Here is an 18,770-nt window from a genome sequence, read left to right as displayed (position 1 = left end):
CCCGCCGCCGGGCGGCGGTCTTAGTACGGGTGCGGGTCGATGATCCGGTGGACCAGCTCCCGCCGGCGCAGCGCGTTGACGGTCGGATGCTGCTGACCCACCCGCTCCTCCAGCGCCGCGACCCGGTCGACGAAGTCTCCGCCGCCCACCTCGGCCAGCTGTCGCACCAGGCTCAGGTTCGCCTGGCAGCGCAGTGCGTTCGGGTGGTCGGGCAGCAGCACCACCTGCATCTGCTCGGCGACCCGCTCCAGGGTCTCCATGGCGTTGTCCAGCCCGCCCGGCGTCTCCGCGACGCAGACCGCCCAGTTCATCCGCGTCGACAGCGTGTACGGGTGCTCGTCGCCGAGCTTGCGGTGCAGCCCCTCGACGGCCTCCTCGGCGAGCCGCACCGCCAGGTCGTGGTCGCCCTGCGCCCGGGCCAGCAGCGCGAGGTTGCCGATGCAGACCAGCGTGTGCGGGTGCTCGTCGCCGAGGTTGTCGCGGTACGTCTCGTACACGTCGGTCAGCAGCTCCCGGGACTCGGCGAACTTCCCGAGTGACAGCAGGGTGACCGCGAGGCTCAGCCGGCTGCTCAGCGCGTCCGGGTTGGTGCGGCCGAACGTGACGGACAGCTGGCTGCTGGCCGACTGCAGCAGCTCCGCGGCCTCCGCCGCGCGGCCGGCGCTGTGCAGGGACACGGCCAGGTTGGTCTGGCACACGAGCATGCCCCGGGAGTCCTCGGCGCGGGTGACCTTGTACTGCTCGTACACCGACGCGAGCCAGTCGACGGACTGGTCGTAGTCGCCCGCGTCGCGGATGTCCCGGCCCAGGTTCGTCGCGGAGTACAGCGTGTACGGGTTGGACTCGCCGAGGATCGACTTGCGGGAGTTGTACGCCGCCTCGTCGCGGGCCCGGGCCTCGTGGAAGTCGCCCATGAGCCGGTAGGAGATGGCGAGGTTGCTCAGCGCCGCGAGGGTGCGCGGGTAGTCCTCGCCGAAGTCGTCCAGCCACGCCGCGTAGGTCGAGATGTCGGTGTCGAGGGCTTCCCGGTACCGGCCGAGACCACGCAGGTCGCGGGCGAGACCGCCGGCGGTCATCAGGGTGTGCGGGTGGCGCGCCCCGAGCAGCTCCTGCTGGGTGGCGAGGACCGCCTCGTCCAGGCGCAGCGAGTCGGTGAAGTTGCCCTGCGAGCCCAGGATGTTGGCGTGGTTGAACCGCAGGTGCAGCAGCTGCCGGTGCAGCGTGCGGCGCTGGTCCGGGTCCTCGGTCTCCTCCAGCATCTGCGACCAGATGGCGTCGAACTGCTCGGCGCTCTGCCGGGCGCCGACGAGGTCGCCGCGCAGCCACTGGTACCGGACCCGGTCGATCATCAGTGCGCGGACCGACTCGTCGTCGCTCAACGCGGCCTTCGTGACCTCCACGTGCGGCCACAGCATCCTGTACTGCGGCCACGCGTCCGGGTCGTCGACCTCCTGGTTCTTCGGCCGGGCGGCGGCCAGCACCCGGTGGACCTGCCGGCGGGTCTGGGTCAGCTCGTCCTCGCTCATGCGGATGCGCACGGCGTGCTGCAGGAGCCGGTGGACGAACACGGTGCCCGTGCGCTCCCGGCTGCCCGGCTCGCCGCGCAGGTCGAGCCGCAGCAGCGCGAGCCGGTGCACCTGCTGCACCAGCGACGCGCGGAACATGTAGTCGGACACGTTCGGGTCCAGCGGGCGCAGCGCCGCCGCGAACTCGTCGCTGTACACCAGGTCGAGCGCGATCTCCGGGGCGAACACCGAGCACATCTGCAGCAGCCGGTACGCGGCGGGCGAGCGCTGGTTGAGCCGCCGCAGCGACAGGTCCCAGGTCGCCTCGATCGGGGTGTCGGACTGCGGCTCGCGCAGCCCCCGCGGCCCGGACCGGGCGATGTGCACGAGGTACTCGTCGACCGCGTTGCCGGTGTCGGCGAGCCACGCGGCGGCGGCCGCCACCGCGATCGGCAGGTCGCCGAGCAGCTCGGCGATGCGCCCCGCGTCCACGTCCTGCATGGTCGGCACCCGCTGGCGCAGGTGCTGCTTGCTCTCGTCGCGGGTGAACACGTTGACCGGCAGCAGCTTGACCCGCTCGCCCCAGGTCGACATGCGCGACGTGATGATCACGTGGCCGGTGCCGGTCGGCAGGTACTGCTCGATGCCCGGGGCGTCCTCGGCGTTGTCGAAGACGATCAGCCAGCGCTTGTCGGTGTGCTGCAGGCTCTGCAGCACCGCGCGGGCGTACTCGGGCGTCGACTGCCGCGCCGGCACGCCCAGCAGCGTGCCCAGGTCGGCGAGCTCGGTCTCGATGACGTTCGACTGCTCGACGTTCATCCAGAAGATCACGTCGTAGGCGGCCCGGAACCGGTACGCGTACTCGATGGCGAGCTGGGTCTTGCCGATGCCGCCCATGCCCTGCAGCGCCACCGGCTCGTTGCCGGCGAGCACCACCGCGGTGCCGGCGCGGAGCTGGTCGCGCAGCTGGCGCAGGTCCTGCTCGCGGCCGGTGAACCGGATGTTGCGGCTGGGCATGCTGAAGACCAGGTTGTCCCGGCCCGGGAAGCGCGGCCCGCCGGCCACCTCCGCCTCGACGTGCTCCACGTCGGCGCCGATGAGCCGCAGGATCCTGTCCACGGCCACCTCGGCGGTGGCTCCGAAGACGGTCGCGGTGTTGGCCTGCGGGATGCCGGCGAGGCGCCGGACGTCGGCGACGTAGACGGCGAACGGCGCCCGGTCCGCGGCCCGGTCCGGGACCACGTGGGTCGCCTCGCGCTCGACGTTTGCCTGCGAGACCAGCACCAGGGTGCGGGTGAACCCGTCGACGGTGGTGTCCTTGGGGTCGCCGTCCCACGGGTCGATGACCTGGACGCCGGCCTGCTGGAGCACGTGCGTCACCCACTCCGCCCAGACGCGGTCCTGCCGCGCGTACCGCAGCAGCACCTCCCGCTCGGCGACCACGGCCTGCCGGATGAACCGGGCCCTGGTCCGCTGCCGGGTCACCTCGTCCATCGGCGGGAGGCTCGTCACGTCCCCGCTCGTGATCTGCGCGGTCAGCGCCTCGTAGGCGGCCAGCAGCGACGTGCGCACGCCCGGCTCGTCGCCGAAGACGGCGAGGACCTCCTCGTAGGCGTAGAAGGCGCGGTACGGGATCTCCACCTTCTTCCAGTACTCGCCGCGCTGGTCCGGGTCGAGGCCGACCGGCAGGCCGGCGAAGCGCTGGATGGCGACCCGGCGGCCGATGTCGGCCTTCTCCTGCTCCGACGGGTCGACGCGCATCGGCACCGGCAGGACCCTGATCTTGCGGTGCCGGCGGTCGACCAGCCGCGCCACGTCGGCGGCGCCGTCGATGCCCTGGTCGTTGAGGGTGAAGCAGGTGACGAGGGTGTCCGGCAGGTGGATCGTGCAGATGTCGGCGACGTCGCTGAAGCCGGTGCGGCTGTCGATGAGCGTGTAGTCGTAGTGCCGCTTCATGTCCGCGCGCAGCGCGTCGAGGAACAGCCCGCCGCGCTGCCGCTCGTAGAACGCGTCCCAGTCCATCGCGGCGAGGTTGCTGGAGTAGTCGTTGTTCTGCTGGCCGGCGGACAGGAAGTCCAGCGTGCCCTCGTCGGGGAAGCCCGGCCAGCGCAGCGAGAACGAGTACTTCTGGACCCGCGCGTACTCCTCGTACCAGCGCTCGTCGTCGCCGCGGTGCCGGGTGGTCGCCCACTCGTACTCGCGGATCATCTCGATGACGCCCTCGGTGCTGTCGAGCGCGGCGCGGTCCAGGAACGGGCTGAAGTACCGGGCGAGGCCGGGCGACTCCAGGTCCCAGTCCACCACGAGCACCCGCTTGCCGTTCGCGGCGAGGATCCAGGCGACGTTGGCCAGCGCCATCGTCCTGCCGGTGCCCCCCTTGTACGAGTAGAAGGTGATGACCTTGCCGTCACGGTGGTCACTCATGCTTCCTCACCCTCGCTGGAGGACGGTGTGCCACGCCCGGCCTCCGGCCGGCCGAGGCGGGGCCTGGTGCCGGGCGGGCTGGCCGGCGCGTAACTGGGTCCGTTGTTCATGTACTCGCGGCGCATGCGGCTGACGATCTCGGGCATCTCGCTGCGCCAGCTCGCCACCGTGGTGAACCGGATGAACCGGTCGGTCCGGCGCAGCAGCGACTCGAGCTGGCTGAGGTACCGGGTGCCGTGCGGCTCGAACCGCGGGTGGTGCTCGTCGACGACCGCCGCGATCGTCACCCACGAGTACGGGCAGCGCAGCGTCGAGCGCACCAGGTCGCGTCCGCCCGGGGTGGCGAGGATCCACGGATCGATGAGGATCATGCCAGGGTAGTCGCGGTACATCGAGTCGTCGGCGGTGTAACCGACCACGTCCACCGGTAACCGCAGCCGGTCGGCCTCGGCGGCGACCTCGTCCGCGACGGCGTGCCCGCCCGCGAACGGCTTCCAGTGCTCGGCGCGCAGGCCGTAGCCGTGCGCGGTGCCGCGGCCGTCGGGCAGCGGCAGGTCGCCGCTGGTCGGTGCGAGGACCGCGATGGTGAACGGCGCGGTCGGCCACACCCGCACCCGGTAGGCCTCGACCATGTCCACGGTCTGCGTCGCGACGAGCGGGGACCGGTCGGCGATGCGCACGACCTCCTCCGCCATCCGCCGTAGCACGCGCTCGTACTGCTTGCGGAACGTGCCGATCCGGCACAGGACGCTCAGCCCGTTCATCACGTACTCCGGCACGTCCTCGGCGAACCGGCGCGCGTCGGCGACCTCGGCCCGGTAGACGTTGCCCGGCAGCGGCGCCCACAGCACCGGCAGGATGTGCTCCTCGGCGGGCGTGCCGTTCGCGGCCGACGCGAGCCGGCCCATGAACGTCGCCCGGTCGCTGCGCGCCTCGCGGCTGACGAGGTACTTCTGCGAGTACAGCGCGACGAAGACGTCCGCGGACGCGAGCGCGGCCTGGATCTCCGCCTGCCGGTCACGGTCGGCGGGCACGGCCACGTCCGCGAAGCCGATCGGGGTCTTGCCCGGGCCGACGATCGCACGGATGTGCTGCACGAGATCCTCGTAGAACTGCTTCACCCAGTGGTCCGGGGTGACCATGGCCGCCGTCGCGCGAGGGCGGGCATAGCTGAGGTAGAAGTACCGGCGGACAGGCTCGTCGACGCCGTCGTCCGGCTGGCTCACGGGGCGCGCTCTGACATCACTCGAGGCACTCCCGTCGTCACCCGGCGCAAGGTACGACCAGAGTAAATGCGTGACTCAACCTCACGCCACCCTCACGAAGCGGCGTGGGCTACGCGAAACTACGGCTGGTTCGTTTGCAACTCTCCCACCAGGGGCCGCGTGCCTCTTGTCGTATCCCAGCGTGTGCGCCCGCTGGACCCACCAGGGGATCAGGTCCCGTTCGAGAGTGAAGCCGTGCAGGCCTCCCGCGGCTCCGCTCACACACAGCGCTCATCCGTCGGCGCTGGCGAGCCAGCTGCCGTCGGGCGCGACTGCGGGCTGGCTCATGTGTCGTCCTCCGGTGGCGGTCGTGTCGATGGTTGGTGCCGAGGCGGGGGCAGGCGGTCCATCCTGAAACGGATGGCGCGTACCTGGGGGTGGTCGGGGCCGTGGGCTGCCTCGCTGATGCGCAGCGCCTGCTCGTACTGGTCGCGGGCACCGGCCAGATCCCCCAGGTCCTCCAACACGCGGCCCAGCTCGTCGCGTCGCCAGGCGACCTCGGCGTGGTCTGCGCCGAGCGCGGTTTCGGTGACGGTGACGGCTTGTTCGGCGAGGGGTTTGGCCTGCCGGTACTGGCCGCGTTCCCGCAGATAGGTCGACGCACGGTCCAACAGCCAACCCGCCTCCTCTCCAGCTACGCCGAGGCTTTGGGCGTGTGCGGTGACGGCGAGCAGGTGCGGTAGCAGTCGTTCACACTCGGGCCAGCGTGCCACTTCCCAACTATCGTCAGGGAACGCGACACGGATGACCTCCACCGCCGTCGCGGCCCAGGCCCGTTCACCGGCCGGGCCGAGCCGGGCGTGGATCACCGCCTGCACCAACCGGTGCAGCCGCAGCTCACCGCCGCTCGCCGTGGCGAGGGAGTAGCGACCCACGGCAGCCACGAGCCGGTTGTACGCCAGCCGGTCGCGGACCGCCGTCCTGAGGGGCTCGGGCAGCACCTGCGGCTGCTCAGCCGGCAGCATCCGGGGCACCTCCGGGGCGAGGAACGCCAGCAAGTTCAGTAGCGCCCCCGCTGCCGGGGCCTCGACGCTGACCCGGTCCAGCGACACCGACCACACCGTGGCCACCCGACGACGATCACGCTCGTCCACCTCACCGCCGCCGTCTCCGGGATGGTCGAGCCCGAACAATTCCCGCGCCCGGCTCCGCAACAGCTCCAGATAGTCCGCCAGGCTCTCCCCGGTCTCCTCCAGGTATGCGACGACCTCCTCCAACGCCAGCGGTAGGTCCCCCACCAACTCCGCCAACTCCGACCAGGCCACCTCACCGTCGGCCGTGTCCCGGCGCACCGCAACGGCTGACCCAGCGCGTCGGCGCAGGAACTCGACGGACTCCTGGCGGGCCAAGACGTCCAGCGGCAGCGGCGACGCCAGCGCCGCCCACGCCGCCCACCGCGACGTCACCAGCACCTGCCCACCCCCACCAGAAGGCAGCAACCCCGCCAGTTCAGCCGGAGACTCCGCGTTGTCATACACCAACAGCCACCGATCCCGGCCCCGCAACAACTCCAACACACCCATAGCCAGGTCCGTCTGGTCCGCCACGTCCGGCACGCCCAACCTGCGCGCCAACCCCGCCAACGCCGCAACCACCGCACTCGGCTGCTCCGCCGGAATCCACCACACCACGTCAAAGTCGCTGCGGTACCGATGCGCGAACTCCACCGCCAACTGGGTCTTGCCGACCCCACCCAACCCATGCACCGCCCCGACCGGCAACACCGCTGCCACCGAAACCGTTCGAAGCACCCCATACAGCTGCTCCAGCGCGGTGTCCCGGCCGCAGAAGTTGCCGTTGCGCGCCGGAAGGTTCGACACCCGCGGCCCCAACCCCGGGAACCGTCCCCGCCCATCCACCGCATCACCCTGGCCCGGCCACGGCGCCGTGACCGGGCGAGGCCGCCCCCGATCGACCGCCGCGAGCAGCTTCCGCCGCGCACCGACCTCGTCCACACCGACCAGATCCACGTACACCCGGGTCGCCAGCAACCCCGGCGGCTCACACGGCTGCACCCGTACCGGCAGCAACAGACCGGACTCACCCGTCGGATCCTTCGCGAACGCCACCCGCCACTCCGCCTCACCAAACCGTGAACCGAAGTACGCCGGCGACAACACCGCGATCGTGCGAACCGCCGAGCTCACCGCACGCTGCATCTCATGCACAAAGTCCGCACCCGGCCGGAAGTCGAACCCGCGTCCGGGCGCCGCGGTCGATTGGTCCACTGGCGCGATGGCGTATCCGACGCGCCAGTGCAGAAGACAGAGCCTCCACGTGATCCCGAGAGCCAGCCGAGCGAACTCAGCGACACCGTCGAAAGGTTGTGGTCCATCTAGCCGACAGGTCAGCCGGCCTGACGCAGGGCGCGTGGCGGGAGCGAAAGTGGGAGCGGAGAGCCTCGCTCAGGTGCGGTCCGAGGCTCGGCGGGTGGGGGTCGTGGGCCGTTGGAGGCAGTGCCGGCCGGATTCGAACCGGCGTCCTTCCGATCCGGAGTCGGGCGCGTCGACCTCTGCGCTACGGCGCTGCCGTCGCTGAGTGTATCGAGGGGGGCGGCTACTCGGCGGGGGCGAAGCGGTCCAGGGCGGGCATGTAGCGGCGATAGGGGCCGACGTCGTCGCGGTGGCGGCCGGCGAGGACCTCGGCGATCTGGGCGGTGTGGGTCAGGTCGTGGGCGACCCAGGCGGAGAGGACCTGGGAGAGGGTCACCGTGCCGAACTCGGGGTGGGTGCCGGAGCGGGGCAGGTCGGAAGGGGTCAGGCCGAGCGCGTCGAGGTCCTCCAGCGAGCGGGACCGGACGGAGCGGAAGCGGTCCAGCAGGTCGGCGACGGGTTCGCGGTCCCAGGAGAGCATGGCGACGCGGTTGAAGGGTTCGAAGGGGCGGTCGGTGCCGTGCTCCATGATGAGGCGGATGCGGGGCAGCCAGTTCGTCTCGTCGCCGTGCAGGAGGTGGCCGGCGATGGCGTAGGCGCTCCAGGTGTCGGGGCCGTCGTCGCGGTGCAGCCACTCGTCGGGCAGATCGAGCAGCAGCGCGGAGACCGTGGTCGGGGTGCGGGCCAGCAGGGTTGTCGCGTCGGAGATTCGCATGTGGCCCATGCTCGGCGCGCCGTGGCCGCGGGGACAGGGCCACCTCGCGATGACTGGCCTGGCGTCCTCAAGGCGATGGATGCCCGGGTTCCAGGTGCTGCTCGAGCCGGTCGAGGAAGGTGGCCTGGGCCTTGACCAGCTTGGTCCTGGCGGGCTCCAGGCCGAGCCATGCGACGCGGTCCAGCTCGGGGAACGACTGCATGACGCCCGAGCCCTTCGGCCACTCCATCTCGAAGGTGTTGCTGACCGCGGTCTGCTCGTCGAAGTCGCCTTCCAGGGCGAACACGGTGACGACCTTGCCGCCGCTCTGGCGGACCTCGCCCAGGCTGATGGGCGTGCCCGCGGGGGCGGGGGCGCCGAGCTCCTCCTCGAACTCGCGGAAGGCGGCGGCCTGGGCGTCCTCGCGCTCGTCGTACTCGCCCTTCGGGATGGACCAGGCGCCGGCGTCCTTACGGGCCCAGAACGGGCCGCCCATGTGCCCGACGAGCACCTCGATTCCCTGGTCTGAGCGGCGGTACAGCAGCATCCCCGCGCTCAGCCGAGCGGGCTTCGCCATGTCTGGCCTCCCTGTGCGCCGGCCGGTCCGATGTCTTGATGCAAACACAGCCGGGCGGCCCTGGCACCCTTGGGGCCATGGATGAGATCGACGACGACGCGCTGCGGGGGCTGGTGGCGCGGATCGCGGCCGCGCGCGGGAAGGTCGTCGCGGTGGAGCTGCCGCCGGACCGGTTCCAGGGCCTCGTCGACGAGCTGCAGGTGGCGGCGTACGAGCACGAGGCCGACGTGCGGATCGTGCTCGGCGCGGCGTGCACCACGGCCGCTCGCACCGTCGAGCACCTCGCCGGCGTGCTGCAGCTGCCGTATGCGGCGAGCCGTGGATGGCTGGACATGCTGGAGGCGGTCGGCGACCGGGCGGCCTCGCTGCGGCAGTGCCTCGTGGTCGCCGACGCGGCGGATCTGGTACGGCACGAGGACGAGGACCGGTGGCACGAGCTGGTCGGCGCCCTGTTCGGCGGGCCGTACTGCCTCGGCGGCGGCTGGAACACGATCGTCCTGGCCGATCATCCGTGGCGGTGGGAGGGCACGCCGTTCCGGTCGGCGGCTCAGGCACAAGAGCGGGCCGAGACGGGCCGACGGTCCATGCACGGGGAGCATTCGTCCATGTTCGAATAGTGACCGTCGTTGCTATGATCCAGAGCCGGGCACCGATGCGTGGCGCGAGCGGGAGGTGGGCATCATCCTGACCAGGGTCACCATGGTGTGGCACCGCGCGGCGCTGGAGACGACCGGCACCGATGACGGGCACTGACGGCGTCGCCGTCGTCCGGATCAGCGGGTCCGGGCGACCGGTGGGCATGGGCGTGCTGGTCGGCCCGCGGCAGGTGATCACCTGCGCGCACGTGGTCAACGCGGCGCTCGGTCGGGACCACCGCAGCCAGCCGAGGCCGGACCAGACCGTGACCGTGCAGGTCGAGTTCCCCCGGGTCGGGGGCAGGCCGATCCGGACGGCGCGGGTCGTGGCGTGGAACCCGCCGCCGGAGTGGGGCACCGGTGGCGACGTGGCCTGCCTGGAGCTCAACGAGGCCGCGCCCGCGGACGCCCCGCCGGCCCGGTTCGCGGAGACCCCGACGGGGCCCGACGACCGGCTCGTCGTGTTCGGCGACCCGGAGGCGGTGTCGCGGCCGAACGGGGTCTGGGTCGAGGTCGGCCTGGTCGGCGCCGTGGAGGGCGGGCTGATCCAGGTCGAGAGCCTGGAGCGGCAGAGCATCCGCGCGCAGCCGGGCTACAGCGGCTCGCCGGTGTGGCGCGCCGACGGCCGGGTGATCGGGCTGCTGCACGCGACCGCCCCGCCCGACGAGCCGCACCGCGACGCCTACCTGCTGCCGCCGGAGCTGCTCGCCGCCACCTGCCCCGACCAGCTGGACTACCTGCTGATCCCGGCCAACCCGTACCGCGGCCTGGAGAGCTTCACCGAGGCCCACGCGGACGTGTTCTTCGGCCGTGAGGACGTCGTGACGGCCCTGGCGCAGCAGGTGCGGCACCAGCCGGTGACGATGCTGGTGGGCCCGTCCGGGGTCGGCAAGTCGTCGCTGGTCCAGGCGGGTCTCATCCCGAGGCTGCTGGCGGAGCACGCGTGGTCGGTCGCGGTCATCCGTCCGGGACGGGACCCGTGGCACCGGCTGGCGATCGGTCTGCTCAGGGCGCTCGACGACCGGCAGCCGCAGGCGGCCCAGATCGAGGCGACCGTCGCCCGGCTGCGCGCGGACGGCCTGGACTGGATGGCCCGCCTGCTGAGCAGCCAGGACCGCCCGCTGCTGCTCGTCGTCGACCAGTTCGAGGAGCTGCTGCTCGGCGACGCCCCACCGGAGCAGGAGCTGCTCGACCTGCTGCTGCCACCGGGCGAAGACCTTCACGAACGCCCGCCGGGCAAAGACCCTCACGAACGCCCGCCGGGCGAAGACCTTCACGAACGCCCGCCGGGCGAAGGCCCTCACGAACGCCCGCCGGGCAAAGACCGGGATCCCGGGTTCCGCACCGTCCACACGCTGCGCGCCGACTTCGTCCCGGCCCTGCTCGGCATCCCGGGCGTCGGCCCGCGGCTGGTCGAGCGGCTCTTCCCCCTGTCGAAGATGACACCCGCCGAGATGCACGCCGCCGTCCTGCGCCCCGCCGAGGCGCGCGGCGTCACCTTCCAGCCGGGACTGGTCGACAAGATCGTCGAGGACGCGGCCCGGGGGTCGCTGCCGCTGCTGGAGTTCATGCTGACGCGGCTGTGGCAGACGCAGCGCAAGCGGCTGATCGACTACACCGGCTACCGGCACCTGGGCGAGATCGGCGAGGTCCTCGACCAGTTCGCGGACAGCCAGATCGCCAAGGTCGCCGACACCCCGCGGGCGCTGCTGGACCAGGTACTGCTGAGCCTGGTGCAGCTCGTCGGCGACGACGTCGACCGGGCGATCCGGCGCCGGGTGCACCTCGCCGGGCTGCCGCCCACCCACGAGCGGGTGCTCCAGCACCTGGCCCGGGAGCGGCTCGTCGTGTTCGACAACGAGCCACAGTCCGGCAGGTTCGCCGAGTTCGCGCACGAGGCCCTGATCCGGTCGTGGACCTACCTGCGCGACCTGGTGCGCGGCAACGCCGAGTTCCTGATCTGGCTCGACATCACCCAGCGGAGGATCCGCGAGGACGACCCGCTGCCCGAGTCGCGGATCGCCGAGGCGACCGCCTGGATCGAACAGCGGCCGGAGGAGATCCCGTTCGACGTCCACGACTTCGTCGCCAGGAGCCGGGCGGCCGCGGAGGCGCGCAACCGGGAGACGGAGGACGCGCGGCAACGCGCGGAGGCGGCCACGGACCAGGCCGAGGCGCTGCGGTTGGCGGCGGACTGTGAGCTGGTTGCGCGGCTGCCCAGGGTGCCGACCCATGTGGCGCTCGCGCTGGCGGTGGAGTCCGTACTGACGAAGCCGACGCTACAGGGCAACCTGGCGCTCCAGCACGTGCTGCGGCAGCACCCCCGGACGCTGCGGCAGATCGACTCGGGGGTCCCGCCGACGGCGGTGGTGTTCGACCGTGAGGGGACCCGCATGGCGATGTGCGGCTCCGGCGGCGAGACCCTCGTGTACGACACGGACACCGGCGAGGTGGTGGCCGCGCTCACCCACCCGTCGGCGGTGGTGGCGGCTGCCTTCGACGCCGACGGTGACCGTCTCGCCACGTCGGGGCAGGACCAGGTCGTGCGCGTCTACAACCTGGCGGACGCGGAGCCGGAGCCGCTGGAGATCCCGCAGCTCGGCGAGGTGACGTGGATCGAGTTCGACCCGGGCAGCGCGCTGCTGGCCACCGCCGACCGCAACGGCACTGCGCGCGTCCACGACGCGGCGACCGGGGCGCAGGTGGCCGAGTTCGGGCACGAGGGGCCGGTCTCGAGGGTGACGTTCGCGCCGTACGGGCAGCGCCTGGCCATCGCGTCGCACGACGGCACGGCACGCGTCGTGGACGCGAGGACCGGCCGGCGGCTGCTGGCGGTGCGGCACACAAGGGAGGTGCTCGACGTCGCGTTCGCCGAGGACGGCGCGCGGCTGGTGACGGCGAGCGGCGCCACGGCCCAGGTGTTCGACCTGCTGACCGGTGCCCCGGTGGCCCAGTGCCAGCTGGAGCGCCCGGTGACCTCGGTGGTGTTCAGCCCGGACGGCACCCTGGTCGCGGCCGCCGGACTGGACTGGACCGCGCGGATCTTCCGGGCCGGCGGCAACGGCTCGCTCGTGGTGCTGCCGCACGACGGCGCGGTCCTGGCGGTCGCGTTCTCGCCCGACAGCACCCAGGTCGCGACGGCCAGTTTCCGGTCGGTACGGGTTTTCGACGCCGCGACGGGCACCGAGCGGGCCCGCCTCGACCACGACAGCGAGGTGTTCGCGGTGGCGTTCACCGCGGGTGGCCATCGGGTCGTCGCGGCGGCGAACAACGGCTCGGCGCTGGTCGTCGACGTGACCTCCGGCGCGGAGCGCACCCGGTTCCGGCATTCGGGTGAGGTACGGGCGGTCGCCTTCGACCCGGGCGGCGCCTGGCTGGCCACCGCCTCCAACGACATGACCGCCAGGGTGTTCGACGTCGGCACCGGGCGGGAACGGGCGCGGATGCACCACCACGCCGAGGTCCTGGCGTTGGCGTACGGGCCGGACGGGCGGCGCGTGGTGACCGGCGACCGGGAGGGGTTCGCCCGCTCGTTCGACGCCCGCACCGGCGCGGAGCTCATCCTCGGCCGGCACGGCGCCGAGGTCCCAGCGGTCGCCTTCGCCGAAGCTGGCGAGGGTGACAGCGACCGGGTGGCGACGATCGGCAAGGACGGGTTCGCGCGGATCTACGACGCGCGGACCGGCGTCGAGCTGCTCGAGCTGCCACACGACGGGCCCGTCACGGCGGTCGCGTTCGACGGCGCCCGCGACCGGGTCGTCACCGGCGGGCACAACGGGGTGACCCGGGTCTTCGACGCCACCACGGGACTGGAGACCGTCGAGTTCGTCCAGGACCGGGCGGTGGTGGCCGTCGCCGTCTCGCCCGGCGGCGCGTACGTGGCGACCGCCAGCTACGACGCGACCGCGCGGATCTTCGAGGTGGCGACGGGGCGCGAGCTGGTCCGCCTGCCGCACCACGACGACGTGGTCGCCGTGGCCTTCTCACCCGACGGCAGGCTCCTCGCCACCGGCAGCTTCGACAAGTCCGCCCGCGTCTTCGACGTGGAGACGGGGATCGAACGCGGCCGGATCGACCACTTCGAGGCGGTGGTGGCCGTGGCGTTCTCGCCCGACGGGGCCCGGGTCGCGACCGCCAGCCACGACAAGACCGCCCGCCTGATCGACGCGGCCAGCGGCGCCGAGCTGGCCCGGTTCGACCATCCGGACTGGGTGACCGCGGTGGCGTTCTCACCCGACGGCACGCTCGTCGCGACCGCCTGCCGGGACGGCTCCGCCCGCACGTTCGAGGCCGACCAGGCGCTGTTGCTGGAGCGGGCGGTGCGGCACATGGTGCGGCCGATGCGCAACGGGGAGCTGCGGCAGTACGGCCTGCGCCCCAACTGCCGGCACGTCGAGCACTGGGCCCGGCACAGGGCGGAGGCGGGCGACGTCGAGGAGATGCGCCGGCTGCTCACCATTGTGCTTTCCCGCCGCGACGAGGTTTCTCTGGCCGAGGCTGAGGCACTGCTCGAACGACTCGAAAACCAGCCCGAAATCGACCTGAGTCTTGAGCGTGGCGGGTTGGCGGTCCGGCGGCACGCGTTTGACGAGGCCATTGCCATCTGGCGGCGGGCGGCACACGCCGGAAATGTCCAAGCGGTCGCGCGACTCGCGCCGATTGCCGCCGCGGACGGCAATCTTGAAGAAGCGAAGCGGCTGCTACTCAGAGCGGTGGAAGACCTTGATCAAGCCACCACGTACCTTGCGGTGGTGAGCCGCAAGCTCACGCAACGGCAGCGTAACCATCTGCGAGCGCTCGGTGGCCCTGCGGATACCGACGCGATCAACTTCCTGGGCCTCGCGGAGTACCTGGACGGCCACCCGGTCGAGGCCGGCAAGCTGTGGGCGAGCAGCGCTGAGCTGGGCAACTGGAGCGCCCCGATCCTGCTGTCGCGGCTGTAGTCCTCCCTTGTATCGCCCCGGTCCGCGATGAGCCGGACGAAAAGCGGGAATGACTACGCATGGTCACGAAACGGTGAGATGATCCAGGTGGAATACCCGATCCAGCTCCACTGGGCCACTGCGGGGTGACTGCCCGCGAGCCCGCTATGGCGCAGGCATGCATTCGGCTAGAGTGGCGGAGTTCCAGGCGCGCGTGATGATCAATACCACGGCGTTTGGTGCCTACCTGCATTATAGCAATCGCCTGACCAAGGCACCTACAGCTTCCCTAGAAGGATCAACTTGATGAAGACAAGTGTCGAAGACCGGCCGCGTCCGGCGGGTAATGCAACCGCTGTTGCCGCCCGAGTCCCGCTGACCCGTCTTTCCGACGACGACAGCCGCCGTATTGTCGAGCGCATCCTCGAAGACGTCGACGGCATTACGAGCCTCGACGTGGCCGCCTTCAATTCGTCGATCTAGCCACCACAGTGGACAGTGGCGGGCGGGTTGCGAGCGGCCTGAGCCAGTTCGTGCTCAAGGTCCACTCGCGATGTGATCTTGCCTGCGACCACTGTTACGTCTACGAGCACGCCGATCAGTCGTGGCGCCGCCAGCCGCGGACGATGGACCGCGACGTCGTCCGGGCGACCGGCGCCCGCATCGCCGAGCACGCGAAGGCGCACGGCCTCGCGAGCGTGCGGATCGTCCTGCACGGCGGGGAGCCGCTGCTGCTCGGTCCGCAGAGGATGCGCGAGCTGGTGGGGGAGCTGGTCGCCGCCCTCGATCCGTTCGTCCACGTCGACCTGCGGATGCAGACCAACGCCGTGCGGATGTCCACGGAGTTCTGCGACCTGTTCCGCGAGTTCGACATCAAGGTAGGTGTCTCCCTCGACGGCGACCGAGCCGCCAACGACCTGCACCGCCGGTTCCGCAACGGCGGCAGCAGCTACCGCGAGGTCGTCGCCGGGGTCGCACTGCTGCGCCGGCCCGAGTACCGGCGCAGCTACGCCGGCCTGCTCTGCACGGTCGACCTCGCCAACGACCCGGTCGCGGTCTACGAGGAGCTGCTGCGGCACGAGCCGCCGCGGGTCGACTTCCTGCTGCCGCACGGCACGTGGGACCACCCGCCGGCCCGCCCGGGCGGGGAGGCCGCCCCGTACGCCCGGTGGCTCGCGACGATCTACGACCGGTGGCTGGCCGACGGCCGGCCCACCGGCATCAGACTCTTCGAGTCGCTGCTGTCCACCGCCGGCGGCGGACCCAGCTACAGCGAATGGGTCGGCCTCGACCCAGCGGACCTCGTCGTGGTCGAGACCAACGGCGAGTGGGAGCTGGCCGACAGCATCAAGATCACCTACGACGGCGCCCCGGCGACGGGGATGGACGTCTTCACCCACAGCGTCGACGACGTCGCCGGCGCGCCCGGCGTCGCCCGCCGCCAGCTCGGCCTCGCCGACCTGTCCGCGACGTGCCGGGCCTGCCCCGTCGTCGCGCAGTGCGGCGGCGGCCTGTTCGCCCACCGGTACAGCACCGGGCGCGGCTTCGACAACCCGTCGGTCTACTGCCCCGACCTCATGGAGCTGATCCAGCACATGCGGCACCACCCACCGGCGCCCTCCGAGCCCGCCGCCCCCGTCCCGGACGCGATCGCCCTCCCGCTGGAGCACCTCGACGCGATCGCCCTCGCCGGCGACGACGTCACCGCGGTCGAGGCGCTGGCGTCGGCCCAGCTGGCCATCACCCGCTCGCTGCTCCGGGAGGTCACCAGGCGGTGGCCGGACGACCCGCACGTGCGCGGCGGATGGGACCTCCTGACCGCCGTCGACCAGCAGGCGCCGGAGCCCACCGATGAGGTGCTGCGGCATCCGTACGTGCGAGCCTGGGCCGTCGGATGCCTGTCCGGCACCGGCTCCGCCACCCCCGGCTACCTCGCGGTCGTCGCGGCGGCGGCGGCGATCAGGGCCGCGGCGACGGTCACGGTCACGGTGCCGGCGCAGGCCGGGCAGCTGTACCTGCCGACCCTCGGCACGGCGGTCCTCGCCGGACGCGCGCACTCGTCCGCGGTCGTGGCCGTCACCGCCGGCGGGTTCACCCTGAAGGCCGGCGACGACGCGGTGACGGTGCCCGACGCCGGCCGGGAGACCGCCGGATGGCGCCCGATCCGCCAGGTCATGCCGGGCCTCGCCCTGGAGGACGCCGACCCGCACCGCGACTGCCACAAGTGGAAGCCCACCGACCGGCTCGACGACGACACCGCGCAGCGCTGGCGCCAGGCCCTCACCACGGCCTCCCGGCTCATCGCGGTCGAGGCGCCGGCCCGCGTCGGCGGCCTGCGGGTGGGCCTGCGCACGGTGGTCCCGCTGCACGCCGCCCCCGGCGGCGACAGCCGGGCGTCGACGACGAAGCAGGCCTTCGGCACGATCGCCGCGACCCTCGCCTCCCCGGCCGAGCTCGCCGTCGTGCTGGTCCACGAGTTCCAGCACAACAAGCTCAACGCCGTCCTCGACGCCTGCGACCTGGTCGACCGCACCGACCCTCGCCGGCTCAAGGTCGGCTGGCGCACCGACGCCCGCCCTGTCGTCGGCGCCCTGCACGGCACCTTCGCCCACCAGGCCGTCGCCGACATCTGGCGCGCCAGAGCGGTCCGCACCGACGCCGCTGATGCCGCCGACGCCTGGCGCAACTACCGGATGTACCGCGACTGGACCGCCGACGCGGTCGACACCCTCCAGGCTTCCGGCGCCCTGACGACCCTCGGCACCCGCTTCGTCACCAGCATCGCCCGCTCGATGACCGCCTGGCCCGACTGACCCGACGAACCCCTACCGGCGATCCGCTCCACCTACCTTGAACGACTGTCTGCTGAACGAGCGGACTGTTCCACCAACAGCGGCATCCACGCCCAAATGTTGACGTCCGTCGTGATCGACGAATACGCCATCACCGATGACGACGCCGAAGCTCAGTCGTCGCGCCGAACCTGGCGCCGGCCACCGCTGTGAACTACGACATGTTCGTCCGGCTCTCCATCGCTCTCGGCCTCGGCGGCATGCGCCTGGAGTAGCCACTGACATCCCGAAGCAGCAGGTCAGCCGACTCCGTCGAACCAACGTGTCCCCTTGGCCCACCCGAGAAGCAATCTGCGCTCGGAGTCCGGCCATGCCCGAAGGCTCTCGGCAAGCCTGGCGCGGCCCCTCTGGTCCTTCACTGAGTAGCCGAGACAACACGCGGCTATCCAAGCCAGCGTTACCGAACCAAACCACCTGCTCGCCGCGAGGTCCGCATCGCCGACCCAGCCGAACAGTCTCTCCTGCAGCTCAGGCTGCCCCTCTGCCCGACGGCCGACCTCGAGTGACGCCCGACCCCGTAGGACCACGGACGCCGAACCATTGCCGATCATGAGAACAAGTTCGTCGACACCAAGGTCGCGGAACTCGGGTCCTCCTTATCAATTATGGTGCCTGACTCAGCCGCCGAGAATCCCTTCTCCACGTCATGGTGACCCAAAGACTTGGGCCCCGCGCCATCACGAAGCCCATCGCTCGGCACAAGGTCCGCAAGCCCGAACCGCCGCGCCGATCGGTCCCACGTTCACCTCGCCGGGCTTTCACCTGAGGCGTTGCGTGCGGCTCACAAACCGACGTGCCAAAGCGATCGGTCAGCTCGCGTCGGGCCTGAGACCGAGAACAAGGGCCGAGGGTCCTCTTGTCGGGTCACGACTGGAGGTTACGGCGCCGGGGCGGTCAACGTCGTTCAGCAATCTGTAGCGTCTCGGCGACGTCGCTCACCGCGGCAAGGTTGTTCCCTCTGAGCGCAGCGTGAATAGGCTCCCGGCTGCGCTTGAGCACCGACGTGATGGGCCGCTCGGCTCTGAGTACCCCGGACCCAGGCCTGAAGGTCGCTGGAGTCGACGACATAGCCGAGCTGGAACGCCTCACGGTTGTACGCCTGCTGTCGCTGGCGAAGGTCGCCAAGCCCCGAACCCGCAAACCCACCGCGTGGACCGCCGAGGAGGCCAAGACCTTCCTGGAGGCCGCCCAGGAGGCCTCGGACCCGTTCTACGCCGCGTACGTGCTGATCCTGGTACAGCGTGGGCCCCCGAGGCGGCGCAGCTGACGAGCCCACCGATCAGAGCGCCACGCGACGGTCTTGAGGAGGCGTGGGTGGAGCAAAGCTCCCCCAATGGAGAGCGCGGGCCCCCGAGGCGGCGCAGCCGACGAGCCCACCGATCAGAGCGCCACGCGACGGTCTTGAGGGGGCGTGGGTGGAGCGAAGCTCCCCCAATGGGGAGCGCGGGCCCCCGAGGCGGCGCAGCCGACGAGCCCACCGATCAGAGCGCCACGCGACGGTCTTGAGGGGGCGTGGGTGGTGCG

The 18,770-nt window shown here is 71.6% G+C and carries 10 protein-coding genes and 1 tRNA gene; 5 read left to right on the top strand and 6 right to left on the bottom strand.

What is annotated here, in order from left to right:
• Window positions 1–20 precede the first annotated feature (20 nt).
• From fxsT (ABZ321_RS42885) to ABZ321_RS42860, 6 genes are all read right to left on the bottom strand, one after another.
• Window positions 21–3,929: an FxSxx-COOH system tetratricopeptide repeat protein gene (gene fxsT / locus ABZ321_RS42885; RefSeq protein ID WP_354901483.1), complete on the bottom strand. Its 3,909-nt coding sequence runs from the start codon at window positions 3,927–3,929 to the stop codon at window positions 21–23.
• Window positions 3,926–5,155 carry a TIR-like protein FxsC gene (locus ABZ321_RS42880; RefSeq protein ID WP_344512226.1) on the bottom strand — a complete coding sequence of 410 codons (1,230 nt, stop codon included), beginning with the start codon at window positions 5,153–5,155 and terminating at the stop codon, window positions 3,926–3,928. Before ABZ321_RS42880 ends, fxsT (ABZ321_RS42885) begins: the two co-directional genes overlap by 4 nt.
• Before the next feature lie 323 nt (window positions 5,156–5,478).
• Window positions 5,479–7,422: an FxSxx-COOH system tetratricopeptide repeat protein gene (gene fxsT, locus ABZ321_RS42875; RefSeq protein WP_354901481.1), complete on the bottom strand. Its 1,944-nt coding sequence runs from the start codon at window positions 7,420–7,422 to the stop codon at window positions 5,479–5,481.
• Window positions 7,423–7,648: 226 nt separating this feature from the next.
• A tRNA-Arg gene (locus ABZ321_RS42870) sits at window positions 7,649–7,721 on the bottom strand.
• 29 nt (window positions 7,722–7,750) lie between these two features.
• Window positions 7,751–8,281, bottom strand: coding sequence for a DinB family protein (locus ABZ321_RS42865; protein WP_344512222.1), 531 nt, complete (start codon window positions 8,279–8,281; stop codon window positions 7,751–7,753).
• Between the two features lie 67 nt (window positions 8,282–8,348).
• On the bottom strand, window positions 8,349–8,837 hold the full coding sequence (locus ABZ321_RS42860) for an NUDIX domain-containing protein (RefSeq protein WP_354901479.1): 489 nt from the start codon (window positions 8,835–8,837) through the stop codon (window positions 8,349–8,351).
• Between the two features lie 77 nt (window positions 8,838–8,914).
• On the opposite strand from ABZ321_RS42860, the gene ABZ321_RS42855 reads away from it, so the two are divergent.
• The 5 genes from ABZ321_RS42855 to ABZ321_RS42835 all read left to right on the top strand — a co-directional run bounded on the left by ABZ321_RS42855 (window position 8,915) and on the right by ABZ321_RS42835 (window position 18,513).
• Entirely contained in the window at window positions 8,915–9,454 is a 540-nt protein-coding gene (locus ABZ321_RS42855; RefSeq protein WP_354901477.1) for a hypothetical protein, read from the top strand.
• A gap of 122 nt (window positions 9,455–9,576) precedes the next feature.
• The gene (locus ABZ321_RS42850) at window positions 9,577–14,415 is read left to right on the top strand and encodes a trypsin-like peptidase domain-containing protein (RefSeq protein ID WP_354901475.1); all 4,839 of its coding nucleotides are present in this window, start codon (window positions 9,577–9,579) and stop codon (window positions 14,413–14,415) included.
• Window positions 14,416–14,700: 285 nt separating this feature from the next.
• Window positions 14,701–14,877, top strand: coding sequence for a hypothetical protein (locus ABZ321_RS42845; RefSeq protein ID WP_344512216.1), 177 nt, complete (start codon window positions 14,701–14,703; stop codon window positions 14,875–14,877).
• Window positions 14,878–14,885: 8 nt separating this feature from the next.
• Entirely contained in the window at window positions 14,886–17,207 is a 2,322-nt protein-coding gene (locus ABZ321_RS42840; protein ID WP_354901473.1) for an FxsB family cyclophane-forming radical SAM/SPASM peptide maturase, read from the top strand.
• 1,030 nt (window positions 17,208–18,237) lie between these two features.
• Window positions 18,238–18,513, top strand: a complete 276-nt coding sequence (locus tag ABZ321_RS42835; RefSeq protein WP_354901472.1) for a hypothetical protein — start codon at window positions 18,238–18,240, stop codon at window positions 18,511–18,513.
• Window positions 18,514–18,770 lie beyond the last annotated feature (257 nt).

Origin of the sequence: Dactylosporangium sp. NPDC006015 (genome assembly GCF_040614215.1) — a bacterium.
Lineage (GTDB): Bacteria > Actinomycetota > Actinomycetes > Mycobacteriales > Micromonosporaceae > Dactylosporangium > Dactylosporangium maewongense.
The sequence above is the reverse complement of the archived record's forward strand: the minus strand, read 5'-3'. Positions and strand labels throughout refer to the sequence as shown.